Annotated in this window: 28 protein-coding genes and 1 pseudogene; 16 read left to right on the forward strand and 13 right to left on the reverse strand. The window is 70.1% G+C overall.

The genetic code is table 11. From position 1 onward, the window contains the following. The 5 genes and pseudogenes from COA17_RS17365 to COA17_RS17385 form a co-directional block, all read left to right on the forward strand. Positions 1–214 (forward strand): integrase core domain-containing protein (locus COA17_RS17365; protein ID WP_176484942.1); only part of this gene is annotated, 214 nt, incomplete at its 5' end. Between the two features lie 31 nt (positions 215–245). Continuing rightward, positions 246–1,124: pseudogene (locus COA17_RS17370) on the forward strand (AMP-binding protein); the annotation flags it as partial. A 110-nt stretch (positions 1,125–1,234) separates the two neighbouring features. Then, entirely contained in the window at positions 1,235–2,215 is a 981-nt protein-coding gene (locus COA17_RS17375; RefSeq protein WP_245857922.1) for an RcnB family protein, read from the forward strand. 58 nt (positions 2,216–2,273) lie between these two features. Further along, complete coding sequence (locus tag COA17_RS17380; RefSeq protein WP_096614087.1) at positions 2,274–2,981, forward strand: prolyl hydroxylase family protein; 708 nt, start codon at positions 2,274–2,276, stop codon at positions 2,979–2,981. Beyond that, a complete protein-coding gene (locus tag COA17_RS17385) occupies positions 2,978–3,649 on the forward strand; it encodes an HPP family protein (RefSeq protein ID WP_096614121.1) in 672 nt (223 codons plus the stop codon). Before COA17_RS17380 ends, COA17_RS17385 begins: the two co-directional genes overlap by 4 nt. Positions 3,650–3,664: 15 nt before the next feature. Here the strand turns inward: COA17_RS17385 and COA17_RS17390 are convergent, their stop codons facing one another. The 9 genes from COA17_RS17390 to COA17_RS19495 all read right to left on the reverse strand — a co-directional run bounded on the left by COA17_RS17390 (position 3,665) and on the right by COA17_RS19495 (position 7,447). Further along, positions 3,665–4,345, reverse strand: coding sequence for a hypothetical protein (locus COA17_RS17390; RefSeq protein WP_066486927.1), 681 nt, complete (start codon positions 4,343–4,345; stop codon positions 3,665–3,667). Between the two features lie 178 nt (positions 4,346–4,523). Beyond that, complete coding sequence (locus COA17_RS17395; protein WP_066486925.1) at positions 4,524–4,943, reverse strand: SufE family protein; 420 nt, start codon at positions 4,941–4,943, stop codon at positions 4,524–4,526. 57 nt (positions 4,944–5,000) lie between these two features. Next, the gene (locus COA17_RS17400; protein WP_066486923.1) at positions 5,001–5,246 is read right to left on the reverse strand and encodes a hypothetical protein; all 246 of its coding nucleotides are present in this window, start codon (positions 5,244–5,246) and stop codon (positions 5,001–5,003) included. Positions 5,247–5,282: 36 nt separating this feature from the next. Next, entirely contained in the window at positions 5,283–5,537 is a 255-nt protein-coding gene (locus COA17_RS17405) for a hypothetical protein (protein ID WP_066486922.1), read from the reverse strand. A gap of 31 nt (positions 5,538–5,568) precedes the next feature. Next, a complete protein-coding gene (locus COA17_RS17410) occupies positions 5,569–5,856 on the reverse strand; it encodes a hypothetical protein (RefSeq protein ID WP_096614123.1) in 288 nt (95 codons plus the stop codon). Between the two features lie 27 nt (positions 5,857–5,883). After that, the gene (pspC, locus tag COA17_RS17415) at positions 5,884–6,264 is read right to left on the reverse strand and encodes an envelope stress response membrane protein PspC (protein ID WP_096614089.1); all 381 of its coding nucleotides are present in this window, start codon (positions 6,262–6,264) and stop codon (positions 5,884–5,886) included. Beyond that, positions 6,264–6,548: an envelope stress response membrane protein PspB gene (pspB, locus tag COA17_RS17420; protein ID WP_066486918.1), complete on the reverse strand. Its 285-nt coding sequence runs from the start codon at positions 6,546–6,548 to the stop codon at positions 6,264–6,266. The genes pspC and pspB overlap by 1 nt, the downstream gene beginning before the upstream one ends. Before the next feature lie 5 nt (positions 6,549–6,553). Then, positions 6,554–7,216 carry a phage shock protein PspA gene (gene pspA / locus COA17_RS17425; RefSeq protein ID WP_096614091.1) on the reverse strand — a complete coding sequence of 221 codons (663 nt, stop codon included), beginning with the start codon at positions 7,214–7,216 and terminating at the stop codon, positions 6,554–6,556. Between the two features lie 87 nt (positions 7,217–7,303). Continuing rightward, positions 7,304–7,447 carry a hypothetical protein gene (locus COA17_RS19495; RefSeq protein ID WP_176484952.1) on the reverse strand — a complete coding sequence of 48 codons (144 nt, stop codon included), beginning with the start codon at positions 7,445–7,447 and terminating at the stop codon, positions 7,304–7,306. 168 nt (positions 7,448–7,615) lie between these two features. Between COA17_RS19495 and pspF the strand changes: the two genes are divergently transcribed. From pspF to COA17_RS17440, 3 genes are all read left to right on the forward strand, one after another. Continuing rightward, positions 7,616–8,695, forward strand: a complete 1,080-nt coding sequence (gene pspF, locus COA17_RS17430) for a phage shock protein operon transcriptional activator (protein ID WP_096614093.1) — start codon at positions 7,616–7,618, stop codon at positions 8,693–8,695. 84 nt (positions 8,696–8,779) lie between these two features. Further along, positions 8,780–9,391, forward strand: a complete 612-nt coding sequence (locus COA17_RS17435) for a superoxide dismutase (protein ID WP_066486915.1) — start codon at positions 8,780–8,782, stop codon at positions 9,389–9,391. 181 nt (positions 9,392–9,572) lie between these two features. Next, entirely contained in the window at positions 9,573–11,399 is a 1,827-nt protein-coding gene (locus COA17_RS17440) for a methyl-accepting chemotaxis protein (RefSeq protein WP_096614095.1), read from the forward strand. A gap of 34 nt (positions 11,400–11,433) precedes the next feature. Here COA17_RS17440 and COA17_RS17445 read toward each other — a convergent pair whose 3' ends face one another. The 3 genes from COA17_RS17445 to COA17_RS17455 are packed head-to-tail and all read right to left on the reverse strand — an operon-like array spanning position 11,434 to position 14,260. Continuing rightward, complete coding sequence (locus tag COA17_RS17445; protein WP_245857923.1) at positions 11,434–12,147, reverse strand: inner membrane-spanning protein YciB; 714 nt, start codon at positions 12,145–12,147, stop codon at positions 11,434–11,436. After that, on the reverse strand, positions 12,144–13,079 hold the full coding sequence (gene ftsY / locus COA17_RS17450; RefSeq protein ID WP_066487187.1) for a signal recognition particle-docking protein FtsY: 936 nt from the start codon (positions 13,077–13,079) through the stop codon (positions 12,144–12,146). The genes COA17_RS17445 and ftsY overlap by 4 nt, the downstream gene beginning before the upstream one ends. Further along, complete coding sequence (locus COA17_RS17455) at positions 13,076–14,260, reverse strand: MiaB/RimO family radical SAM methylthiotransferase (protein ID WP_096614097.1); 1,185 nt, start codon at positions 14,258–14,260, stop codon at positions 13,076–13,078. The genes ftsY and COA17_RS17455 overlap by 4 nt, the downstream gene beginning before the upstream one ends. Before the next feature lie 16 nt (positions 14,261–14,276). On the opposite strand from COA17_RS17455, the gene COA17_RS17460 reads away from it, so the two are divergent. The 8 genes from COA17_RS17460 to COA17_RS17490 all read left to right on the forward strand — a co-directional run bounded on the left by COA17_RS17460 (position 14,277) and on the right by COA17_RS17490 (position 22,031). Then, positions 14,277–14,831 (forward strand): DUF924 family protein, encoded by a 555-nt coding sequence (locus COA17_RS17460; protein WP_245857924.1) that lies wholly within the window; start codon positions 14,277–14,279, stop codon positions 14,829–14,831. Between the two features lie 155 nt (positions 14,832–14,986). Next, positions 14,987–16,495, forward strand: a complete 1,509-nt coding sequence (gene ffh, locus COA17_RS17465; RefSeq protein WP_096614099.1) for a signal recognition particle protein — start codon at positions 14,987–14,989, stop codon at positions 16,493–16,495. Positions 16,496–16,611: 116 nt separating this feature from the next. After that, positions 16,612–17,037: a 30S ribosomal protein S16 gene (rpsP, locus tag COA17_RS17470; protein WP_066489017.1), complete on the forward strand. Its 426-nt coding sequence runs from the start codon at positions 16,612–16,614 to the stop codon at positions 17,035–17,037. Between the two features lie 59 nt (positions 17,038–17,096). Continuing rightward, the gene (locus COA17_RS19975) at positions 17,097–17,243 is read left to right on the forward strand and encodes a hypothetical protein (RefSeq protein WP_245857925.1); all 147 of its coding nucleotides are present in this window, start codon (positions 17,097–17,099) and stop codon (positions 17,241–17,243) included. A 13-nt stretch (positions 17,244–17,256) separates the two neighbouring features. Next, positions 17,257–17,700, forward strand: a complete 444-nt coding sequence (gene rimM, locus COA17_RS17475; protein WP_245857926.1) for a ribosome maturation factor RimM — start codon at positions 17,257–17,259, stop codon at positions 17,698–17,700. Between the two features lie 70 nt (positions 17,701–17,770). Next, a complete protein-coding gene (locus COA17_RS17480; protein WP_096614103.1) occupies positions 17,771–18,982 on the forward strand; it encodes an MFS transporter in 1,212 nt (403 codons plus the stop codon). Continuing rightward, the gene (locus COA17_RS17485; protein ID WP_066489705.1) at positions 18,973–20,706 is read left to right on the forward strand and encodes a sensor histidine kinase; all 1,734 of its coding nucleotides are present in this window, start codon (positions 18,973–18,975) and stop codon (positions 20,704–20,706) included. The genes COA17_RS17480 and COA17_RS17485 overlap by 10 nt, the downstream gene beginning before the upstream one ends. Beyond that, positions 20,703–22,031 carry a sigma-54-dependent transcriptional regulator gene (locus tag COA17_RS17490; RefSeq protein WP_096614105.1) on the forward strand — a complete coding sequence of 443 codons (1,329 nt, stop codon included), beginning with the start codon at positions 20,703–20,705 and terminating at the stop codon, positions 22,029–22,031. The genes COA17_RS17485 and COA17_RS17490 overlap by 4 nt, the downstream gene beginning before the upstream one ends. A gap of 14 nt (positions 22,032–22,045) precedes the next feature. On the opposite strand, the gene COA17_RS17495 is transcribed toward COA17_RS17490, so the two are convergent. Beyond that, entirely contained in the window at positions 22,046–23,812 is a 1,767-nt protein-coding gene (locus tag COA17_RS17495) for a M14 family metallopeptidase (RefSeq protein WP_096614107.1), read from the reverse strand.

Here is a 23,812-nt window from a genome sequence, read left to right on the forward strand (position 1 = left end):
CGACGAACTGCTCAATGGTGAGATCTTTTACAGCCTCGCCGAGGCCAGGGTGCTGATCGAGGCGTGGCGCCGTCACTACAACACCGTCCGGCCGCACAGCAGCCTGGGCTACCGCCCACCGGCCCCGGAATCGGCAACATCGCCATCACCGGCCTCCGGTTCCGCTTCGCTCCACCTACGCCCGGCAATGGCGGCGGAGACGACAATGCACTAACGAACAACCCGGACCACCCGGTGGGGGCTGCTCACTGGAGTTGATCGAGCGGCATCGCGTCACCCATGCGCAATGGGTGCCGACGCATTTCATCCGCATGCTGAAACTGCCGCCGGAGGCGCGCACGCGCCACGATCTGTCGTCGCTGAAGGCGGTGTGGCACGCCGCCGCGCCGTGCCCGATCCCGGTCAAGGAAGCGATGATCGACTGGTGGGGGCCGATCGTCCACGAATATTATGCGGGGACGGAGGGCAACAGCTTCCACGCGATCAACGCCGCCGAATGGCTGACGCACAAGGGATCGGTGGGCCGCAACCTGACCACCATCACGCACATCTGCGACGAGGACGGCAACGAGGTGCCGCCGCGGACCGAGGGCGCGATCTATTTCGAGGCGCCCGGCGGCGGGCGCACGTTCGTCTATCACAACGATCCGGAGAAGACCGCTGAGGGAACCAACCGCCACGGCTGGACCACGCTGGGCGATGTGGGCTGGATGGACGAGGAAGGGTATCTGTACCTGACTGATCGCAAGAGCTTCATGATCATTTCCGGGGGCGTGAACATCTATCCCGCCGAGATCGAGAACCTGCTGGTCACCCACCCCAAGGTGGCGGACGTCGCGGTGATCGGCGCGCCCAACGACGAAATGGGTGAGGAAGTGGTGGCGGTGGTGCAGCCGCGCGACATGGGCGACGCCGGCGCGGCGCTGGCGGCGGAGCTGACCGAGTTCGCGCGCGCCCATCTGAGCCACGTCAAGGCGCCGCGGCGCGTCGATTTCCGCGCCGAACTGCCGCGGCACGACACCGGCAAGCTCTACAAGCGGCTGTTGCGCGACGAATATTGGGGGAAGGCGCCCGTCACCGGCGCGCCGGCGCCGGATCGTCCCGCGACCGGGCAGGCGGCGTGAAGCTTTCATTTCGCTGACGGGGCAATTCAGCCATCGTTCCACCGCACGCGCGCATACCGGCGTCATCGTGGGGCCGGCTTGTGCGCCGGCAGGTGGAAAGACGACGCAAGATGATGAAGGCGTTGATAGCAGGATTGCTGGCGGCAACCGCGGCGCTGCCGCAGGTCGCGATGGCACAGGAAGGCGCACGCGAAGGCACGCTGCGCGACGTGATGCGCGCGCGGATGGAGGCGCGGGTCGAGGGGCAGGGCCGCTCGGCCGATGCCGGTCGCTGGCAGCGCCCGGAGCGCGTCGAGCGCCCGCAGCCCTCGCAACCAATGCCGCAGGCGCAGCCGCGCCCGGCCCCGGATCGCGGCGGCTGGCAGGGCGAGCGCCCGCGCGGCGACCGGCCGGACGGGCAGCCCGGCGCCTGGCGCGGCGATCGCGGACCGCGTGCCGATGGCGGCTGGCGCGGTGACGGGCAGATAAGGGGCGACGGGCAGGTGCGCGGCGACTGGCGCCGCGACCCGCCGCCGCCCCCGCCGCCCGGTACGCAGCCGGCGACGGACCCGCGCCGCGACCCGGCGCGGCGCGACCCGCGGGCGGGCGACGGGCGCTGGGACAATTGGCGCAGCGACCGGCGCGACGACAACCGCCGCTGGGACGATCGCCAGCGCGGCCAATGGGGTCAGGGCGCGTGGGATCGCGGCAACTGGGATCGCCGCGACGGTAACCGTGGCGACTGGAACGGGGGTGACTGGAACCGCGGCGACTGGAACCGCGGGAACGACGACCGGCGCGGGTGGAACCGCGGGTGGCGCAATGACCGGCGCTACGACTGGAACCGCTATCGGATCGACAATCGCAGCGCCTATCGCTTGCCGCGCTATTACGCGCCCTACGGATGGAGCCGCGGCTATACGCGGTTCAGCATCGGGGTGCGGATCGCGCCGGTGCTGTTCGCGCAAAGCTACTGGATCGCCGATCCTTGGGCGTATCGCCTGCCCGACCCCTACGGCCCGTATCGCTGGGTGCGCTATTACGACGATGCGCTGCTGGTCGATGTCTATACCGGGCAGGTGGTGGACGTGATCTACGACATTTTCTGGTAATCCGGCGGCGTCCGGAGGCTTGAACCCGCGCGTGCGGCGCGCAAGAGACGCATCCGTCATGGCGATCTCTACCCAAGCCCCCGGACGCCCCTCCGCCGACCGCGCCGCCATCGGCAGTGCGGTAGCGGCGCGGCTGGATGCCGACCCGCGGATGCAGCGACTGCCCAGCGCGCAGGTGGAGGCATGGCGCTGCCCCGCGTTCCTGGACGCGGCGAATTGCGACTGGCTGGTACAGGTGATCGACGCCAACCGCCGCCCGTCGACGCTGCTGTCCGATCGCGGCACCAGCGCCAATCGCACCAGCGAGAGCTGCGACATGGATCGCAACGCGCCCGGCATCCGCGAGATCGACCGCTTCATCGCCGACGCGTTGGGGATCGACCCCGACCATGGCGAGACGATGCAGGGCCAACGCTATTCCCCCGGCCAGCATTTCCGCGCGCACCACGATTATTTCCACGAAGGCGAAAGCTACTGGCCGCGGATGCAGGCATCCGGCGGGCAGCGGACGTGGACCGCGATGATCTACCTCAACGAGGTGGAGGAGGGCGGGGCGACCTGGTTCCCGCAAGGGGGGCTGCGCGTCGCGCCGCGCAAGGGATTGCTGCTCGCCTGGAACAACATGGCCGCTGACGGCAGCCCCAACCCGATGACCCTGCACGAGGGCATGGCCGTGGTGGAGGGGACCAAGTACATCGTCACCAAATGGTTTCGTGAGCGGCCGTGGGCGGTGACGGCCCGCGCGGCGACGGGCAGCGCGGTGTGAGCGCGTGGTTCCGCCCGATCCTGGCCGGGGCGCAGGCGCGCGACCGGTCGATCGCGGCGCTGGGCGCGGTCGCGGGGATCGCGCTGACGATCGTTCTGTGCGACCATGTGCCGACGCTGGCCGCTGGCCTGCCGGTGATCGTCGCGCCGCTGGGTGCTTCGGCGGTGCTGGTGTTCGCCGTGCCCGCCAGCCCGCTGGCGCAGCCATGGCCGGTGATCGGCGGCAACACCATTTCTGCGCTGGTCGGGATGGCGGCATTCCGCTGGGTACCCGATGCGACACTGGCCGCCGGGATAGGGGTGGGTGCGGCGATCGCGGTGATGTCGCTGCTGCGCTGCCTCCACCCGCCCGGCGGGGCGGCGGCGCTGACCGCGGTGATCGGCGGCCCGGCGATCCATGCCGCCGGCTTCGGGTTCGCGTTCGTGCCGGTGGCGATCAACTCGGTCGCGCTGGTGGCGCTGGGCTGGCTGTTCCACCGGGCGATCGGGCGATCCTATCCGCACCGCGCGGTGCCGCCCCCCGCGCCGCTGCCGCCGGGCCTTCACCTCGCGGATATCGACGCCGCGTTGGCGGAGATGGGCGAGGGGTTCGACATCGCGCGCGAGGATCTGGACGCGCTGCTGACCCGCGCGGAGCAGCACGCGCGGCGGCGAGGCGGCGCGCGCTGACCGGCGGTCGCCCGCTCAGTTGAGCGGGACGTGCATCTGTTCCGCCCGATCCTCCAGCGGCTTGGCGAAGCCGTCGGCGATCTTGCCCAGCGCGTGGACGTTGTCGAGCGTGCTTGGCGATGCACCCGACAGATAGGCCGCATTGTACGCCAGCCCCGAGATCGGGCCGCCGGTGATCCGGTCGACGTGCTGGGTGATGTCCGCCAGCGACTTGTCGAGCGCGGCCTGTTGCCGGTCGGGGTTGCCGACCGAGGCGACGCGATTGCCGCACGCGTCGACCAGCTGCCCCTGGGTATTGTAGCTGTAGGACGGATTGACCTGCGTCACGTCGGGCGCGAGTGACGGCGGCGCGGCGACGTGCTGCGCGACCGATGGCTGGAGCGCGGCGCTCGCCGCGGCGATCGCGCCCTGCAGCCGGCCGGCATCGACCGCGGACAATTGCCCTTCGATCGCGGATTGCACCTGTGCGCCCAGCGCCGGGTTGGTCGCGTTCAGCCCGGCAACCAGCCCGCCGAGCGCGCTGGTATCGACGCCTTGCGGCCCGCGGGTCGCATCGACCATCGCGTCGGCGACCTGATCCGCGGTCGGCCCGCGACCGGCGGCCGATGCCGCCTCCGCAGCGGCATTCGCGCTGCTGCTGCCGCTACTGCCGCCGACGCCGCCGACCCCGCCGACCCCACCGTTTGAATCGCTCATCACCTTCTCCTGTGCGATCGTTGAAGAGTGCAGCGATAATGGGGACGACGCGGCCGCTTCGCGCTAGTCGATCCGATTAGGGCGCGAACGGCGTGGTCCCGGGCAGGCCGGGGTCGTCGGGTTGCGGGGCGGCCTCAGGAGCCGCGGGAGGTCGCGGCCTGCGCCGGGGCGGCCGCGATCAGGCGGCGTAGCGTTGCGCGGTGTCGCGGATCAGCGCGATCATGTTCGGGATGCCCTGCGTGCGGTTGGAGCTGAGCTGCGATGTCAGCTCGAACGGGGCCAGCGCGGCGGGAATGTCGGTGGCGATGATCTCGGCGGGCTCGCGGTCCTGTACGGTCAGCAGCACCAGCGCGATGATCCCCTTGGTGATCGCGGCGTTGCTGTCGGCCAGGAAATGCAGCCTGCCGTCGTCGGCGACGGTGGGATAGACCCATACCGACGCCGAACAGCCGCGCACCAGTGTCGCATCGGTCTTGAGCGCATCGGGCATCGCCTCCAGCGCGCGGCCCAGATCGACCAGCAGGCGGTAGCGGTCGTCCCCTTCGAGAAACTCATATTCCTCGCGGATGGCGTCGAGTGTGGTGGGGGCGTCGGTCATGGTTCCCGGCGCCTACCCGCGGCGGGCGCGGGCGGCAACCGTCGTGGGCATCGGGGCCTACAGGTCGACGCCAGCGGCGATCGCCTCCAGCTTGCGGATGCGTTCCTTGAGGTCCGCGATCTCGATCCGCGCGCTGGCGGACGGGCCGGCGACGCGGGGCATGTGGCCCTCGCCATCGACGCGCAGCTGCTGCTGCTTAAGCTGGAGCCAGCCGCGCCAGCCGTTGAGTGTGGCGGCGATCAGCATCGCCAGCCCGGCCAGCGTCGCGGTGGCCATGATGACATAGAATTCGGGATCGGACATGACGACCTTATCCTTCCGGCGGACGTTCGCGGGGGATCAGCGATCGCGCAGCTGCTCGATCTGGCGTTCCAGATCGGCGTTCGCGTGCTGATCGGTGATGACGCGCTCCAGGACGGCGACGCGCTCCTTGAGCTGGCGGACCTCGTCCTGCGCACGCGTCGTGTCGGCGGCTTGCAGGTGCGGGGTGCCGCCCTGGTCGGCGATCCGCGCCATCGCGCGGTAGCGTTCCTGCAGCACCCGGCCGATCATCGCGATGAACACGATCGCGACGACCATCGAAAACGGACCCATCTGTTACTCTCCCTTCCCGTAGCGACGACGCTCAGTTGAGCCGGTCGTCGCGCAATTGCTCGATCTGGCGGTGCAGGTCGGTGCCGCTGTCGGTGGCGATCCGTTCCAGGACGCGCACCCGCGCCTCCAGCCGCTCCGTCTGCGCGGCATATTGCGCCGCCTTCTCCGCGGTGGCGGCGGTCAGCGCCGCGGCCATCCGCTCCTTGTGCACCAGCCAGCGTTTGAACATCTCGCTGCCCACGCCCAGGGTCACCGGCAGGCCGATGACGACGAACGCCAGCATGAAGATGGTGAAACCGTTCAGGTGATCGACGTGCATCATCGCCTCCGTCGTAACGGCCGTGCCCTAGCGCAGGCTCTCGATCTCATTGGCCAGCGCACTGTTGCGGCTGGTATAGTGAAGCTCGATATCGGCCAGCCGGCGGTCCAGCTCGCGGAATTTCGAGCGGACCTCGGCGGTGGAGCGCGTTGGATTGGTGCGCACGCCCTGCCAGAACTTCTGGTCGGCGCTGTCCTGGTACAGGCCCAGCGGCTTGGGCTCGGCCATCCACGCGATCAGCGCATAGGCGATCAGCGTCCAGGGGAAGCCGCCGGCGAGCGTCAGCAGGATCATCGCGATGCGGACCCAGATGACCTCGATCCCGGTGTAATCGGCGATCCCGGCGCACACGCCCTTCCACTTGGCGTCCTGCTTGTCGAGATAGAATTTGGTGCGGCTGTCGGACATCAGTTCCTCCGCTGCGACGGGGCGTCGAGGCGATAATCGGGCTGCGAGCGATAGTCGGCCATGCCCGGGCGGAAATCGGGATTGTCGGCGGCGACGATCCGCTCGACGGTGGTGACGCGGTCCTCCAGCCGGCGGGCGAGATTGTACATCTCGTCCAGCAGGCGTTCGTCCTCGTCGGTGATCCGCGGCGCGGTCTTCCACCGCGTCACGTAATGAAGGATCACCCACGGCAGGCCGATGAAGATCGAGGTGATCGCGATCAGCGGTACGACGACATCTTCCATGACCCTCAACCTTCCTTGTTCATGCGGGCCTTGAGCGCGGCCAGTTCGGCGTCGATCTTGTCGTTGGAGCGCAGGTCCTCGAACTCGTCCTCCAGCGTCCGGGGCGTCAGGCCCATCGCCTCGGCGCGGCCCTCCGCCTCGTCGGCGCGGCGTTCCAGGATGTCGAAGCGGCTGAACGCCTCATGCGTCTTCGGCCCGTTCCACATCTCGCGCAGGCGCGCCTTGGTGTTGGCGCTTTCCAGCCGGGTGGCGATCGCATTCTGCTTCGCACGCGCCTCGCGCAGCTTGTTCTGCAGCTTGGCGATATCCTCCTCCGAGCTGCGCAGCGCATCTTCGAGCACGGTCACCTCGGACGTCAGCTGCGCGGCCATCTCGGCGGCCTTGCGGCGTTCGACCAGCGCGGCCTTGGCCAGATCCTCGCGGTTCTTGGACAGCGCCAGCTCGGCCTTCTCGGTCCAGCTCGCTTCCAGGTCCGCCAGCTTCTGGATGTGGCGCCGCATCTCCTTCTGGTCGGCGATGGTGCGCGCGGCGGAGGCGCGCACCTCGACCAGCGTCTCCTCCATCTCAAGGATGATCATGCGGACCATCTTCGCCGGGTCGTCCGCCCTGTCGAGCAGCTCGGCCATGTTGGCCGCGACGATGTCGCGGGTGCGGGAGAAAATGCCCATTCGATACGGACTCCTGGGGTTACGCGATCCATCCTAGCGGATCGGACGGGGCACGGGGAGGGTCTGTTCCCGTGCCCCGCCCTGCGTTCACGCGAGCGCGTGAACGGTCGCGGCCGGTGCGCCGACCGGGGCCGTCGCCGGGCCGACCGCGCCCAGCACCATGGTGGTGCTGACGATGACGGTCAGGGCGATCGCGGCCAGTCGGGCGCCGATGCTGTTGGTGGTGGTCACGGCGGTATCTCCTCGATCTGAAACCTTGTGCACCGTCGTTGCGGCGCCGATGCCCCTTGCATTGCACGGGGCGTGCCAAGTCGAAAAACGGCGGATTTGCGTGGGTTTGCTGCGATTGTTGATCTTTGCAGTTGCCACCGCTTGGGGAATCGCGCCAGATATTGGCATATGAAGCGGACGAAGCAGGTCATCGGTCAGTCGGGGGCATTCCTGGACGCGTTGGAGCGCGCCAGCCGTGCGGCGATGCTCGACCGGCCCGTGCTGGTGATCGGCGAGCGCGGCACCGGCAAGGAGCTGGTCGCGGAACGGCTCCACCACCTGTCGGGGCGTTGGGACCAGCCGCTGGTGACGATGAACTGCGCCGCGCTGCCCGAAACGCTGATCGAGGCGGAACTGTTCGGGCATGAGGCCGGGTCGTTCACCGGCGCCAGCAAGGCGCGCGTCGGGCGGTTCGAGGAAGCCGATGGCGGGACGCTGTTCCTCGACGAACTCGGCACGTTGTCGATGGGGGCGCAGGAACGGCTGCTGCGCGCGGTGGAATATGGGGAGGTGACGCGGATCGGCGCGTCCCGCCCGATCCGCGTCGATGTGCGCATCGTCGCGGCGACCAACGAGCATCTGCCCGACCGGGTCGAGGCCAATACCTTCCGCGCCGACCTGCTCGACCGATTGTCGTTCGAGGTGGTGACGCTGCCTCCGCTGCGCGCGCGACGCAGCGACATCCCGGTGCTGGCCGACCATTTCGGGCGGCGCATGGCCGCCGAGCTGGAACGCGAGCAATGGGACGGCTTCACCGAGGAGGCGATGGCGGCGATGCTGGAATATCGCTGGCCGGGCAACGTGCGCGAATTGCGCAACGTGGTGGAGCGCGCGGTCTATCGCTGGGATCGCGGCGGCGCGGTGGGGGAGGTGGAGTTCGATCCCTTCGCCTCACCCTATCGCCCCGCGACTCCCAATCGCCAGACGGTGCCCGCCGCCGCGCCCGAACAGCGCGAGCTGTCCGCGCCGCGATCCGCGCAGCAGCAGCAGCCACCCGTCGCGTCGGAGGACGATGGCGACGACGTGGCGGCGTGCGACGTCGGCCCGTCCGATTTCAAGAGCCGCGTGGCGCTGTTCGAGCGCGACCTGCTCGCCCGGTCGCTGGCCGAGCACCGCTTCAACCAGCGCGCCACCGCCGAGGCGCTGGGGCTGACCTACGACCAGTTGCGCCACGCGCTGCGTCGCCACGACCTGATCGGCAGCAGCTGACCGGATCGGAGCGGTTGCGTAACGAGGCCGGGGGAGCCATTTGGGGCGCGTCGCGTTGCCTGACGCGGATCAAAGGAGGATTCCATGGCTTTCGAACTCCCGCCGCTTCCCTATGCCTATGACGCGCTGGAGCCGGTCATCTCGAAGGAGACGATGACCTTCCACCATGACAAGCACCACGCCGCCTATACCGCCAAGCTGAACGAGGGCGTCGCCGCCGACCCCAAGCTGGAAGGCAAGTCGATTGAGGAGATCCTCGGCATGATCTCGTCGCTGCCGCCACTGGTGCGCAACAACGGCGGCGGTTTCTGGAACCACGATTTCTTCTGGAAGATCATGGCCCCCAAGGACTCGACCCAGCCGTCGGGCAAGCTGGCCGCCGCGATCGAGGCGTTCGGCGGCCTCGACAAGCTGAAGGACGAATTCAACACCAAGGGCGCCGGCCAGTTCGGTTCGGGCTGGGCATGGGTGATCGCCGACGCCTCGGGCGCGTTGAAGGTCACGTCGACCCCGAACCAGGACAATCCGCTGATGGACGATGCCAAGGAGAAGGGCACGCCGATCCTGGGCAACGACGTGTGGGAACACGCCTATTACCTCACCTACATGAACGACCGCCCCGGTTATCTGAAGGCGTGGTGGGACGTGGTGAACTGGGACGAGGCCGGCCGCCGGTACGACGCCGCTGTCGCCTGACACGGACGCCGCGGTCCGGCAGGATCGGGGCGGGCGGGGGCCGGGCGACCGGCCCCCTTTTTCGTGCCCGGACGATGCGGCGGGGGCGGGCGGTGGGCGCCGGGCGCGTGAACCCACCGTTTACGGTATGTTACACTTGTGATGGCATGGTCAGGACACTTTATCGGAGAACCCGGCCGCCATGCTGACTTCCCTGCCCATTTCGCGAAAGCTCGCGGGGGCATTTGGCATCATCATCGCCGTCGTGCTGGCGATGATGCTCGTGCTGTGGAGCGTCCTCGGGCGTATCGAGGGCACCAGCACCAGCAGCGTGCGCGGGCAGGACGTGCTGGCGCAGACGCTGGAGATGGAAATCGCCATCCTGCGGCAGAACAGCCAGATGCGCGGCTTCCTGATCACCGGCGACGAATCCTATCTGACCCAGTATCGCGAGGCGATCGCCCAGGGCGCGGCGGCGGTCGCGAAGCTGAACGGTCTGCTGGCCGATACCCCGGCGGACCTGGCTAAGGTCGCGCAATCGCAGCGCAAGAGCACGCAATGGCGCGAACGCTTCGGTGACCGCCTGATCGCCATGTCGCGCGTCGATCGGATGGCGGCGCAGGCGCAATTGCGCGAGGTCAGCAAGCAGGCGACGGTGTTGCCGGTACTGGCGCCGCTGCGCGAGCTGCGCAAGCAGGAGCTGGAGCAGGGTGAGATCGCGCGCGCCGATCGCGAGGCGGCGTTGGCCGGCGGCAAGATCGCGCTGCTGCTGGGCGCGCTGGTGATGATCGGCGGCGCGATGGCCGTGTCGATCGTGCTGACGCGGCTGCTGGCGCGGCCGATCGTCCGGCTGACCGGGGTGATGGACACGCTGGCCAAGGGCGACAACGGCGTCGAGGTGCCCGACACGGACCGCGGCGACGAGATCGGCAGCATGTCGCGCGCGGTGGCGGTGTTCCGCGCGGCGGCGATCGCCAAGGCGGCGGCGGATGCCGAACAGCAGGCGGTGGTGGCGGAGGTCGGCCAGGCGCTGTCGCGGCTGGCGGATTCGGATCTGCGGGTGGAGATCCGCAACTTCCCGTCCGCTTACACGTCGCTGGAACGCGACTTCAACACCGCGGTGTCGCGCCTGTCCGCGGCGCTGAGCACTGTGCGCGGCAGCGCCGGCGGGATCGCGACGAGCACCGCCGAGATGCACGCGGCCACCAACGATCTGGCGCAGCGCGCCGAGCAGCAGGCCGCCAGCCTGGCCGAAAGCGCCGCGGCGGTGGCGGAGATCGCATCGTCGGTGCGCGGAACCGCCGATCAGGCACAGACCGCGAGCGGCGCCGTCCGGCGCACGACCGACAATGTGCGCAAGAGCGAGGATATCGTGCGGCGCACGGTGACCGCGATCGCCGATATCGAACGGTCGTCGAACGAGATCGCGGAGATCATCGCGCTGATCGACGGGCTGTCGTTCCAGACCAATCTGCTGGCACTTAACGCCGGGGTCGAGGCGGCGCGCGCGGGGGACGCGGGCAAGGGCTTCGCGGTGGTCGCCAGCGAGGTGCGCGCGCTGGCGGAACGCTCCGCCAACGCCGCGCGCGACATCAATGCGCGGATCACCACCACCGTCGACCGCGTGCGCAGCGGCGTGCAGCTGGCGCAGGAAACCGACCAGTCGCTGCGCGCGATCACCACCGGCATCGACGAGATCGCCGACGTCGTCACGATCATCGCCGACAGTGCGGAATCGCAGGCGGCGAGCATCGGCCAGGTCAACATCGCGATCGGCGAGATGGACAGCGCCACCCAGGCCAATGCCGCGATGGTCGAGGAAGTGACCGCCGCCTGCCGCCTGCTGACCGACGAGACGGTCACGCTGGAGCAGCAGGTCAACCGGTTCCAGACCCGCGATTCGGTGCCCGCGATCACCCGGCAGCGCGCCGCGGCGGTGCGCACCGTCGCACCGGCGCGACCGCGCGCGGCGGCAGCGCGGACCAGCCGCAATCTGGCGGTCAAGGACGACGACTGGAACGAATTCTGATGCGGGCCGCCGTCGCCGATCCGGTGCGGCGGTATCAGCCCTCCGGCGGGACGGGCGCGTCGTCGCCCAGCGACAGGCCGTGGCGCATCAGCATCGGCACGTTGGCGACCGCGAACAGCAGGGTCAGCGGGATCACCACCCACACCTTGTAGATCGCCCACAGATCCCAGCCGCGTTCCGCCCCCAGCGCGGTTGCGCTGCCGCGCCACACCGCTTCGTTCAGCACGGCCATCACGACGAAGAACCACACCCAGTTGATCGTCAGCCGCCGCCAGCCGACCTCCGACAGGCCGGGGTAGGCACTGCCCATCAATTGCTGGAGCAACGGGCGGCCGGTCGTGACCCCGAAGCCCAGCGTCGCGGCGAGAAGGACGTAGACGATCGTTGGCTTCATCTGGATGAAGCGCGGGTCGCGGAAATACATCGTCAGCCCGCCGAACAGGATCACCAGCCCGGCGGAGATCAGCAGCATCGGCGGGACGCGGCGCAGCTTCACCTTGGCCAGCACCAGCGCGGCGACGCTCGCCAGCACGAACACCGCGGTCGCCAGGATGACGCGCGCCAGCAGCAGCGCCTCGACCTGTTTCAGCGTCGAGAGCATCGGCGTGAACTGCGCGACGATCCGCCGCGCGACATCCGCCGGGACCAGGAAATTGGCGGCGAAGAACAGCGCCAGCGGGCCGTAGTCGACCAGCGCGCGGATGCCGCCATGGCCGTCGCCGGTGGCGTTTGTCGGCTTGGCGCTCACCGGCCGCGCCCCGTATCGTCCACGCCGGCGATGATCCGGCTGACCTCGCGCGCGTCGAACGGGCGCAGGTCGTCCATCGTCTCGCCCACGCCTATCGCATGGATCGGCAGGCCGTAGCGCTCCGCCGCCGCGACCAGCACGCCGCCGCGTGCGGTGCCGTCCAGCTTGGTCATCACCAGCCCGGTGACCCCGGCCACTTCCTTGAACACCTCGATCTGGCTCAGCGCGTTCTGGCCGGTCGTGGCGTCGAGCACCAGCAGCACGTCGTGCGGCGCGGCGGGGTTGATGCGGCCCAGGACGCGGCGGATCTTCGCCAGCTCGTCCATCAGCTCGCGCTTGTTCTGGAGCCGGCCGGCGGTGTCGACGATCAGCACGTCGGTGCCGATCGCGGTCGCCTGCTTCACCGCGTCCCACACGATCCCGGCGGCGTCGCCCCCTTCGGGCCCGGTGACGATCGGCACGCCGATCCGCTCGGCCCAGGTCCGCAGCTGGCCGATCGCGGCGGCGCGGAACGTGTCGCCGGCCGCCAGCATCACCTGATAGTCCTGTTCCATGAACAGGTGCGCCAGCTTGGCGATGGTGGTGGTCTTGCCCGATCCGTTGACGCCGATCACCAGCACCACCTGCGGCCGGGGAAAGGCGTCGATGCCGATCGGGCGGGCGACCTTGGCCAGCACCTTCTCGACCTCCTCGGCGACGACCAGACGGATGCCCAGTTCCTCCATGTCGCGCTCGAACGTGCCCTCCGACAGGCGCTGGCGCACGCGGCCGGCGGTCTCCGGCCCCAGATCGGACGCGATCAGCGCCTCCTCCACCTCGTCGAGCGTGGCATCGTCCAGCCGCGCGCCGCCCAGCCCGGCGAGGTTGCCGACCAGCCGGTCGGATGTGCGGCGGAAACCGCCCAGGAGCTTGTCGTGCCAGCTCGTGCTCATGACATGATCGTTCCGGTCAGATGGTCGGCCGTGGCCGCGGTGATGGTGACGCGCGCGATATGGCCGACCGGATGGGGGGAGGAAAGACGTACCGCCGAAAAGTCCGCGGCGTGCCCGCGGGTTCCGGGGCGCTCGACCAGCACCGGCTGCACCGTGCCGACCTGCGCGGACAGATGCCGCGCCAGCCGCGCCGCAGCGGCATCGCGCAGCCGCGCGGCGCGCGCGCGGGCAATGTCCGGGGCCACCTGCGGCATCCGCGCCGCGGGCGTGCCGCTGCGCGGCGAATAGGGAAAGACATGCGCGTGGGTCACGTCGCCCGCGTCGATCAGCGACAGCGTGTTGGCGAACATCGCCTCATCTTCGGTCGGGAAGCCGGCGATCAGGTCCGCGCCGATCGTGATTGCGGGGCGCGCGACCTTCAGCCGGGCGATCAGGTCCAGCGCCTGCGCGCGCGAATGGCGACGGCGCATCCGCTTCAGGATCAGGTCGTCGCCCGCCTGTAACGACAGGTGGACGTGCGGCATCACGCGATCGTCCTGCGTGAGCAGCGCGAACAGCGCGTCGTCGATCGCGAACGGATCGAGCGAGGAGAGCCGCAGCCGCTCCAGCCCCGGCACCTCCGCCAGCAACCGCGCGATCAGCACCGCCAGCGGCGCACCGCGATCGTCGTAGCTGGCCAGGTCCACCCCACTCAGCACCACCTCGCGCGCGCCGCCCTCCACCAGTGCGGCGACGCGCAGCACGACCTCGACGACCGGATCGGCGCGGTTGCGGCCGCGGCCCTGCGGGATCGCGCAGAAGGTGCAGTGATGGTCGCAGCCGTTCTGCACGCCGACGAAGGCGCGCGTCTGGCGTCGTGGACGGGGCGCATTGGGGCGGGCGCCCCAGCTGACGGGCAGCAGCTTGGCCGCGTTGGCGACGATGCGGTCGACCTCCGGCATCGCGGCGAAGGCGGCGTGGTCCATCTCCGACGCACAGCCGGTGACGATCAGTTCGGCGTCGGGGCGGGCGCGGCGCAGCCGGCGGATCGCGGCGCGCGTCTGCTTCACCGCCTCGTTCGTCACGCCGCAGCCGTTGACGACCGCGACATCGGCGCCCGCCAGCTGGCGGATCGCTTCGCTTTCGGCGATGTTGAGACGGCAGCCCAGGGTCACGACCTCTGGCTGGGGCGAGAACGACATGGGGAGCGATCTAGTTATGACGGGCAGCGAAGTCGACTCCATGGCCGGTCAGGTGCTGGACTTCTGGTTCGGGCTGACGGCGCAGCAGCAGTTCGCGAAGGACGAGGCGCTGGATGCGACGATCCGGGATCGGTTCGCGGGCCTGCGCGACCGTGTGCTGGCGACGCGCGCGGCGGACTGGCGCGACGACCCGCGGCACCTGCTGGCGGCGGTGATCGTGCTCGATCAGTTTTCGCGCAACCTGTTCCGCGGCCAGGCGGAGGCGTTCGCCGCCGACCCGCTGGCACGCGAGCTGGCCGAACTGGCGATCGCGCGCGGATGGGACGCGTCGCTGTCGAACGAGCGGCGCGTGTTCCTCTACATGCCGCTGATGCATGCCGAGGATGCCGCCGGACAGGCGAAGAGCGTGGCGATGTTCGAGGCGCTGGGGATCGAGAGCAACCTGAAGTTTGCGCGCGATCATGCGGAGGTGTTCGCGCGGTTCGGGCGTTTCCCGTCGCGCAATGCGGCGCTGGGACGGGAGACGACCGCCGAGGAGCGCGCGTATCTGGAGGCGGGCGGGGGCTGGTGACGCGAACCATCTTGCCCCGCGGCCCGCATTCGGCTATCGACCCGCCCCAGTTCCGTTGTTGAACGCACAGGACAAGCGCCCATGTGGTGCACGCTGGCCGGCGAGGTTTCGCCCGCCGGCGCTTTTGCATTTGGCGGCGGGTGAAAGGAGTTTCGATGTTCGATAGCCTAAGCGATCGTCTTGGCGGCGTGTTCGACCGGCTGCGCGGCCGTGGCGCGCTGACCGAGGCGGACGTGCGTCAGGCGATGCGCGAGGTGCGTGTCGCGCTGCTGGAAGCCGACGTGGCGCTGCCCGTCGCGCGCCAGTTCGTCGACGACGTGACCGAGGAGGCGATCGGCCAGAACGTCCTGCGATCGGTCACGCCGGGACAGCAGGTCGTCAAGATCGTCAACGACGCGCTGGTGCGGATGCTGGGTGGGGATGAGCCGGAGGGCGCGGACCTCGACCTCAACGTCGCGCCGCCCGCGGTGGTGATGATGGTCGGCCTGCAGGGATCGGGCAAGACGACCACCACGGCGAAGATCGCCAAGCGGCTGTCCTCCTCGTCCATCACCGGGCGGTCGGCGAAGAAGGTGCTGATGGCGTCGCTGGACGTCAATCGCCCCAATGCGCAGGAACAGCTTGCCACGCTGGGCACGCAAGTGAGCGTCGCGACACTGCCGATCATCGCCGGGCAGCAGCCGGTCGAGATCGCGCGGCGCGCGTTGCAGGCGGCCAAGCTCCAGGGTTTCGACGTCCTGATGCTCGACACCGCCGGTCGCCTGCACGTCGACCAGGCGTTGATGGACGAGATGAAGGCGGTCGCCGACGTCGCCCGGCCGCAGGAAATTCTGCTGGTGGTCGACAGCCTGACCGGCCAGGACGCGGTCAACGTCGCGCAGAATTTCTCCGAACAGGTGCCGCTGACCGGCGTGGTGCTGACCCGGATGGACGGCGACGCGCGCGGCGGTGCGGCGCTGTCGATGCGCGCGGTGACCGGCAAGCCGATCAAGTTCGCCGGCACCGGCGAGAAGCTGGACGCGCTGGAGGCGTTCCACCCCAGCCGCGTCGCGGGGCGTATCCTGGGGATGGGCGACGTCGTCTCCCTGGTGGAGCGCGCCGCCGAATCGATCCAGCAGGAAGACGCCGAGCGGATGGCGAGCCGGCTCGCCAAGGGTCAGTTCGACATGAACGACCTGCGCAGCCAGCTGGCGCAGATGAAGCGCATGGGCGGGCTGGGCGCGCTGGCCGGGATGCTGCCGGGGATGAAGAAGGCGCAGGCGGCGATGGACGCGGTGCCGGGCAGCGACAAGATGCTGGTCCACCTCGACGCGATCATCGGTTCGATGACGCTCAAGGAACGCACCAAGCCGGAGCTGATCAACGCCAAGCGCAAGATCCGCATCGCCAAGGGTTCGGGCACGACGGTGCAGGAGGTTAACAAGCTCCTGAAGATGCACCAGGAAATGTCCACCGCCATGAAGAAGATCAAGAAGATGGGCGGGATCAAGGGCATGATGGCGATGCTGGGCAAGGGCGGGCTTGGCGGCCTGGGCAATGCCATCGGCGGTGCCGACATGGGCGACATGATGGGCAAGCTGGGCGGGCCGGGGGGCGGCCCGGGGCTGCCCGGACTGCCCGGCAACATCCCCGGCGGGCCGGGCGGGTTCAAGTTCAAGAAATAGCCCCGATACCGTCACCCCGGCGAAAGCCGGGTCTCCGGCGGCAAGGGCGGGACGATCATCACGGAAAGACCCCGGCCTTCGCCGGGGTGACGAATAGAAGAAGGAAGCAGACTACAATGGCACTCAGCATTCGCCTGTCGCGTGGCGGTTCGAAGAAGCGTCCGTACTACCGCATCGTCGTGGCCGATGCGCGGTCCCCGCGTGACGGCAAGTTCATCGAGAAGATCGGCAACTACAATCCGCTGCTGGCCAAGGACGACGAGAAGCGCATCGTCCTCGACGCCGAGCGCGCGAAGCACTGGCTGGGCGTTGGCGCGCAGCCGACCGACCGTGTCGCCCGCTTCCTGGATGCGGCCGGCGTGAAGGAGCGCGCGGCGCGCAGCAACCCGAAGAAGGCCGAGCCGGGCGAGAAGGCCAAGGAGCGCGCCGAGGAGCGTGCCGAGAAGCTGAAGGCGCAGCAGGAAGCCGAGGCCGAGGCGGCGAACGCGCCCGCTGCGACCGAAGAGCCGGCGGCCGATACGGCCGAGGCGACCGCCGAGTAACAGCGCACCCGAACGGGTCGTCATGCGTTGGCGCTGTTCATCGCGAACAGGAGCGCATGATGACCCAGGATGCCGGCCCCACCCCCGATCCGCGAACGGCCCCCGAGGATGACGAAGACGCCACCAACCACGGTGTCTCCAGCGAGCAGCCCGCCGAGGGCGCGGACGACGCCCCCGCGGGGGGCGACGGTTCGCCCAGGGACTGACGCCGGCGACACGATCGTGCTCGCCGTCATCACCGGCGCGCACGGGATCGCGGGCGACGTCCGGCTGAAGGTGTTCGCGGACGACCTGTCGCGGCACCGCACGTTCAACGGCGGCGCCCTGACGCTGGCGAAGCTGCGCGACGGCACGATCGCGCGCTTTGCCGAAGTGATCGATCGTACCGCGGCGGAGGCGCTGCGCGGCACCGAATTGACGGTGCCGCGCGACGCGCTGCCGCCGCTGGACGACGGCGAATATTATCATGCCGACCTGCTGGGGCTGGCGGTGGTGTCGACAGCCGGGGAGCCGCTGGGCCGCGTGATCGCGGTCGAGAATTTCGGTGCTGGCGACGTCATCGATATCGAGCGGCCGAGCGGCAAGACCTTCATGGTTCCCATTCATGCGGTGCCGGAATGGGACCGCGAGCGGATGATCGTCGACGCCGCGTTCGTCGACTGACGCGATGCGCCGGCACGCGCCGTCATACGGCGATTGCCGGGCCTCCCGTTCGCGGGCAGGGTAGCGCGGCATGTCCGTTTCCGCCCCGCTTTCGTCGCGTCGCCCGGCCTGGCTGGCGATCATGGCGCTGGCCAATGCCGGCGGGGTGCTGGCGTATCTGCCGCTGCTGACGCTGCTGCTGCCGATCCGTATCCAGGCGATGAACCCGGCCGAGCGGATCGGCCTGTTCGCGGCGACCGCGGTGATCGGCGCGATCGCGGCGAGCATCGCCAATATCGTCTTCGGCGGCTTGAGCGACCGGTCGCACGCGCGCGGCGGGCGGTGGGGCCGGCGCGGCTGGATGACGGTGGGGCTGGTGGCGATCGCGGCCAGCTATGCCGTGCTGGCGCAGGCGACCGCGCCCGCCACGCTGATCGGCGCGATTGTGCTGTTCCAGATCGCGGTCAATGCGCTGCTGGCGCCGCTGTCAGCCGTGATCGCGGAGGAAGTGCCCGATGCGCAAAAGGGGCTGGCCGGCGGGCTGATCGCGCTGGGCGCGCCGCTGGCATCGGGCGCATCGGCGCTGCTGCTGGGGATGGCGACGCTGTCGTCCGACGCCCGGCTGGCGGTGATCCCCGTCGCGGTCGCGCTGTGCGTCGCCCCGCTGCTGCTGACCCGCGCGCGGGCGGGGGTGGTGGCGGTCCCCGCCATGACGCAAGGTACCGCCGCGCCGCCGCGCCGCGACCTGATCGTCGCTGGGCTGTCGCGGTTGCTGGTGCAGGTGGCGGCGGTGGTGACGCAGGCATATCTGCTCTATTATTTCGAAAGCATCATGCCCGCCGCGGAGCATCGCGGGCTACCGGTGCGGATCGGGCATCTGATGGCGTGGACGTTCCTGGCGCCGCTGCCCGCCGCGCTGGTGCTGGGTCGCCTGTCCGACCTGACGCGGCGGCGCACGCCGATCCTGCTGTTCGCCGCGGGCGTGGCGGCGGCCGGCCTGTTGGGGATGGCGGCGGCGGAGGGCTGGACTCAGGGCGCGCTCGCCTATGCCGTCTATGCCGCTGGGTCGTCGGTGTTCGTGGCGTTGCAGGCGACCTTCGCGATGCAGCTGCTGCCCGATCCCCGCCGCCGCGGGCGCGACCTGGGGCTGTTGAACCTCACCAATACGCTGCCCTCGCTGCTCGGCCCGCCGCTGGCGTGGCTGTTCGCGACGCCGGACGATTTCGCGGCGGTGATGATCGGGCTGGCGATCCTGACCGCGGTGGGCGGGACGTTGATGCTGGGGGTGCGGGCATGGCGATAGCGCCGCGCCGGATCCTGTCGCTGGTGGTCCGCGTGGCGGCGGCGCTGCTGCTGGCGGCGCTGGTCGCGATGATCGCGGGTCATGTCGCCGAACGCCGCGCGCGCCGCGACGTCCAGCAGGGGGTGGCCGCCGACGCGCGGCTGCGCCAGGCGCTGCTGACCAGCGAGATCGAGCGGTTCCAGCTGCTGCCGATGGCGCTGGGCGACGACGTCGACGTGCGCGCCGCGCTGGCCGATGCCCCCGGCGCGCGCACGCGGCTGAACGCCAAGTTCGCGGCGATGGCGCAGGAAACCGGCGCCGCCGCCATCTATCTGATCGCGCCGTCGGGGCTGGCGATCGCGGCGAACAACGCGGGCACGCCCTACAGCTTCGTCGGGCGCGACTATCGCTTCCGCCGCTATTTCGGCGATGCGATGCGCACCGGCACCGGATCGCAATTCGCGCTGGGCACGGTCAGCCAGCGCCCGGGCCTGTATCTGACGCGGCGCACCCGCATCGGCGGGGTGGTGGTGGTCAAGCTGGAGTTCGACCGGCTGGAGCGCGCGTGGCGCGCGGCGGGCGGCGACACGTTCGTCACCGATGCGGACGGCGTGATCCGGGTGACGACGCGGCCGGGCTGGCGCTTCGCGGTGACGCGCCCGCTCAGCCCGGCACGCGCACAGGTGGTGCGCGCCGACAGCGGCGTCGCGACGCTGCGCCAGTCGCCGATCAGCATGACAGGCGATGGCGAGCCGCGGATCGCGGGGATGAGCGGCCCGGTGGTGCTCGCCGAGGCGCCCGCCGGCGCGTTCGGGTGGCAGGTGCATCTGGCGATCCCGGCCGGCCCGACGATCCGGCCGGTCGCCCATGCGGCGCAGGCGGTGGCGGGGCTGTTGTGCCTGGCGCTGGTGGCGCTGGTCTGGGCGTGGCGCACCCGCGCGCGCCGCCGGGCGGAGCGGACCGCGGTGCTGGAGGCGGCGGTGCAGGAGCGCACCGCCGCGCTGCGTCGCGAGATCGACGACCGCATCGCCGCCGAGGCGCGCGCCGCCGACCTGCGCGAGGGGTTGCGCCAGGCCAACCGGCTGGCCGCGCTGGGCCAGATCACCGCCAGCGTCGCGCACGAAACCGCGCAGCCGGTGGCCGCGATCCGCACCTATGCCGCCAATGGCGAACTGCTGCTTGATCGCGGCGCATGGGACGACGTGCGCGCGAACCTGCGCGCGATCGCCGGGCTGACCGACCGGATCGGCGCCGTCACCGCGCAATTGCGCGGCTTCGCGCGCAAGGGCAGCGGTGCGGTGCGTGCTGTCGCGCTGGGCGATGTGATCGCGGGCGCGCGGCTGATGCTGAAGGAGCGGCTGCGCGCGATCGACGTGCGCGTCACCCCGATCGATCCGGCGCTGGCGGTGATGGCGGGGCGCATCCGGCTGGAGCAGGTGCTGGTCAACCTGTTGCAGAATGCGATCGAGGCGCTGGAAGCGCGGCCGGCGCCGCGGATCGATATCGAGGTGGTGACGGGCGATGAAAGCGTGACGGTGACGGTGCGCGATAACGGGCCAGGCATTTCGCCGGAGATCGCCGACCGACTGTTCACCCCCTTCGCCACCAGCCGCCCGGCGGGGCTGGGCCTGGGGCTGGTCATCTCGCAGGATATCATGACCGACCTGGGCGGTTCGCTGCATGTCGCCGCCGGTCAGGCGGGGGCCGGGGCGGCGTTCGTCGTCACGTTGCGGCGTGCGCCGTGAACGCCGTCGCTGCCCGCGTCGCGCTGGTCGAGGATGACGGCGACCTGCGCGCATCGCTGGCGCAGTCGCTGCGGCTGGCGGGGCTGGACGTCGATGCGTTCGATGCGGTGCCACCTGCGCTTGCCGCTATCGACGCCGATTATCCCGGCGTCGTCGTCAGCGACGTGCGGCTGCCGCTGGTATCGGGGATCGAGCTGTTCCGCACGCTGACGGCGCGCGATGCGTCGCTGCCGGTGATCCTGATGACCGGGCACGGCGACGTGGCGATGGCGGTCGACGCCCTGAAGGCGGGGGCGTGGGATTTCCTGACCAAGCCGTTCGACCCGGCCGACCTGATCGCCAGCGTGACCCGCGCCGGGCAGACCCGTGCGCTGGCGCTGGAGAACCGCCGCCTGCGCGCCGCGGCGGAGGCGGAGGAGAGCGACGCGCTGATCGGCGCATCGCCCGCGATCCGCCGGCTGCGCGCGATGATCGCGACGCTGGCGGGCGCTGACATCGACCTGTTGATCGAGGGGGAGACGGGCACCGGTAAGGAATTGCTCGCCCGGCTGATTCACGCCGGCGGGCGGCGTGCGCGACGGCGGTTTCACATGCTGGCCTGCGCCGCGCTGCCTGAGGCGCTGGTGGAGGGCGAGGTGTTCGCGACCGTCGGCGATGGTAGCATCGTCGCGGCGGACGGGGGCACGCTGTTCCTGGACGATATCGACCGCGCCTCGCCGCGGTTGCAGGACCGGCTCGCGCAGCTGATCGAGACGCGCGCGCTGCCCGCCCGAGGCGGCGACCGCGTGCCCGTCGACGTGCGCGTCATCGCCACCGCGCGTGAGGAGCCGCAGCGCGCGTCCGACGCGATCGACCCGGCGCTGCTGTACCGGCTGGCGGCGGTACGGCTGCGGATGCCGCCGCTGCGCGAACGGCGCGAGGACGTCCCGATGCTGTTCGGGCATCTGGTGGCGCAGGCGTCTGCGCGGCTGCGCGCGCCGGTGCCGCGGCTGACCGATGCGGCGCGCGCGCACCTGTTGCGCCACGACTGGCCGGGCAATGTCCGCGAGCTGGCGCATTTCGCCGAGCGGCTGGTGCTGGGGCTGGACCCGCTGGGGCATGGCGGGGAGGACGCCGCGACGGGCGCGGGCGTCGACGACGCGCCGCTGCCCGAGCGGATCGATGCGTTCGAGCGCGCCGCGATCGTCGAGGCGCTGGCGCGATCGAACGGCGAGGTCGGCGCGGCGATCGCGCGGCTCGGCATCCCGCGCAAGACGTTCTATTATAAGGTCCAGCGGCTGGGCATCGACCTGGCGGCGCTGCGCCGGCGCGTGACCGGCGACTGATTGGGGTCCTGACCCTACGGCCCGCCGACCTCCCGCCCGACGGAATAGAGCAGATAGCGGTCGTCGTAATAGGGCGTGCGCCGATAGAACCATGCCAGCCGCTTCGCCGGATCGGCGGCCAGCGCCCGATCGTCCGCCAGCGCGCGGTCGAACGCCGCCTTCAGCGCCGGATCGCGCGCCAGCATCGCATCCGCCAGCGGCGCGATCGCATAACCCTCCATATATTCGGTGCGCTGGAGGATTTCGGGAAAGAAGCCCCATTGCAGCAACGAATCGGGGCTTTCCGCCTCCAGCAGCGTCGCCGCCAGCAGGCCGAGCGGCTGGTCGGCGGGCACCCGCACCGATCCGGGCATCATCACCTCGCTGCGCCGTTCGTGCGCGAACCGGGCGCGGAGCGGCACATGCCCTTCGTTGGCGGGTTGCAGGACCGGCGCGGACAGCCGCACCATGTCGAGCGACAGCGTGCGCGGCGCCGCGATCGTCTCCATCGCGATGCCGTGCGCCTTCAGCCGCTCGATCGTCGCAGTGGCGGTAACGGGCACCCACCAGGCGCGCGGCAGCGTGACCGAAAGGTCGGGAACCGATCCGTAAACCGGCATCACCTGCGTCACCGGTCTGCCCAGCCAGCGCACGACCGGCGCGCCGGCGGCGACCGAGCGATAGGTGTCGTGCGCGACGCCGCGATAGCTGACGGTATAGAGCGGCTTCGGGTCCGGCTTCCACGTCACCACCAGCTCGCGCGGGCGATCGGCGCGGTCGGCGGCGATCGCCTCGGCCAGCGCGGCGCCCTGTTCCCCGACCAGCCGCAATGCCTCCTCGACGAAGACATAGGTGCCCAGCACGCGCTGGCGATAGGGTTTGAGCGAATGCGTCTCCAGCAGCACCGTGGGGACGTGCGCGGTGTCGCCATAGCCGGTGGAGAAGCGCAGTTGGTCCGGCTCCTGCACGATCCCGGCATCGGGGTCGTCCTCGTCCTTCAGGCTGACATAATAAAACGGGTTGTGCCCCGCGTGCGACAGCGCGGCGTCCATCGCGGGGCGCAATCGCGTGTCCAGCCACCGCCCGATCGCGCGGGAATGGGCGTAATAGCCGCGCCAGCCCGCGAAGGCGTAGGTGATGTCATATTGATGATCGACCCCGTCGGTGACGTGCAGGTCAAGGTACAGCGCCGGATCGACACGGCGGATCAGCGCCAGCATCGCGCGCATCTCCGGCGTGTCGGCCTTCCCGTAATCGCGGTTGAGGTTCAGATTCTGCGCGTTGGTGCGCCACCCCATCGACCGCGGGCCGCGCTGGTTCGGGCGGTTCCACGGGCTGGCGCGTTCGTGGCCGTCGGCGTTGAAGATCGGGACGAACACCAGGTCGGCATGGTCGAGCAGCCGGTCCTTGCCGCGCAGCGCGATGTCGCGCAGCAACATCAGCCCGGCATCCTTCCCGTCGATCTCGCCCGAATGGATGCCCGCCTGTACCAGCAGCACCGGCTTGCGCGCGCCGCCCTTGCTGGCGCGGACGTAATAGAGCTGGCGCCCCTGCGCGCTGGTGCCGAACCGTTCGATCGACAGCAACGGCGAGGCGGCGACCAGCCGATCGAGCCACGCGCGCGTCGCGTCATAGCTGGGCGTATCGTCGAAATGCGTGCGTTCGGCGGGGGTGATCCACGGATCGTCGTCGCGCACGATCAGCTTTTCGCTCGCCCCATGCCACGGCAGCAGCGGCGGCAGCGGGGCGGTGATCGGGGCCGCGACCGTAGCGGCGGAGGCGAGCAGCCAGAACGGCAGCAT

Origin of the sequence: Sphingomonas ginsenosidimutans (genome assembly GCF_002374835.1) — a bacterium.
Taxonomy (GTDB): domain Bacteria; phylum Pseudomonadota; class Alphaproteobacteria; order Sphingomonadales; family Sphingomonadaceae; genus Sphingomonas; species Sphingomonas ginsenosidimutans.

Coding starts and splice junctions, on each gene's coding strand:
- COA17_RS17400 (WP_066486923.1), bottom strand. CDS start 5,246: ATGTCCGATCCCGAATTCTATGTCATCATGGCCACCGCGACGCTGGCC.
- COA17_RS17395 (WP_066486925.1), bottom strand. CDS start 4,943: ATGACCGACGCCCCCACCACACTCGACGCCATCCGCGAGGAATATGAG.
- pspB (WP_066486918.1), bottom strand. CDS start 6,548: ATGGAAGATGTCGTCGTACCGCTGATCGCGATCACCTCGATCTTCATC.
- COA17_RS17405 (WP_066486922.1), bottom strand. CDS start 5,537: ATGGGTCCGTTTTCGATGGTCGTCGCGATCGTGTTCATCGCGATGATC.
- rpsP (WP_066489017.1), top strand. CDS start 16,612: ATGGCACTCAGCATTCGCCTGTCGCGTGGCGGTTCGAAGAAGCGTCCG.
- ffh (WP_096614099.1), top strand. CDS start 14,987: ATGTTCGATAGCCTAAGCGATCGTCTTGGCGGCGTGTTCGACCGGCTG.
- COA17_RS17375 (WP_245857922.1), top strand. CDS start 1,235: ATGATGAAGGCGTTGATAGCAGGATTGCTGGCGGCAACCGCGGCGCTG.
- ftsY (WP_066487187.1), bottom strand. CDS start 13,079: ATGAGCACGAGCTGGCACGACAAGCTCCTGGGCGGTTTCCGCCGCACA.
- COA17_RS17495 (WP_096614107.1), bottom strand. CDS start 23,812: ATGCTGCCGTTCTGGCTGCTCGCCTCCGCCGCTACGGTCGCGGCCCCG.
- pspC (WP_096614089.1), bottom strand. CDS start 6,264: ATGTCCGACAGCCGCACCAAATTCTATCTCGACAAGCAGGACGCCAAG.
- COA17_RS17460 (WP_245857924.1), top strand. CDS start 14,277: ATGACGGGCAGCGAAGTCGACTCCATGGCCGGTCAGGTGCTGGACTTC.
- COA17_RS19975 (WP_245857925.1), top strand. CDS start 17,097: ATGACCCAGGATGCCGGCCCCACCCCCGATCCGCGAACGGCCCCCGAG.
- pspA (WP_096614091.1), bottom strand. CDS start 7,216: ATGGGCATTTTCTCCCGCACCCGCGACATCGTCGCGGCCAACATGGCC.
- COA17_RS17435 (WP_066486915.1), top strand. CDS start 8,780: ATGGCTTTCGAACTCCCGCCGCTTCCCTATGCCTATGACGCGCTGGAG.
- COA17_RS17485 (WP_066489705.1), top strand. CDS start 18,973: ATGGCGATAGCGCCGCGCCGGATCCTGTCGCTGGTGGTCCGCGTGGCG.
- COA17_RS17380 (WP_096614087.1), top strand. CDS start 2,274: ATGGCGATCTCTACCCAAGCCCCCGGACGCCCCTCCGCCGACCGCGCC.
- COA17_RS17390 (WP_066486927.1), bottom strand. CDS start 4,345: ATGAGCGATTCAAACGGTGGGGTCGGCGGGGTCGGCGGCGTCGGCGGC.
- pspF (WP_096614093.1), top strand. CDS start 7,616: ATGAAGCGGACGAAGCAGGTCATCGGTCAGTCGGGGGCATTCCTGGAC.
- COA17_RS17440 (WP_096614095.1), top strand. CDS start 9,573: ATGCTGACTTCCCTGCCCATTTCGCGAAAGCTCGCGGGGGCATTTGGC.
- COA17_RS17480 (WP_096614103.1), top strand. CDS start 17,771: ATGTCCGTTTCCGCCCCGCTTTCGTCGCGTCGCCCGGCCTGGCTGGCG.
- COA17_RS17410 (WP_096614123.1), bottom strand. CDS start 5,856: ATGCACGTCGATCACCTGAACGGTTTCACCATCTTCATGCTGGCGTTC.
- COA17_RS17455 (WP_096614097.1), bottom strand. CDS start 14,260: ATGTCGTTCTCGCCCCAGCCAGAGGTCGTGACCCTGGGCTGCCGTCTC.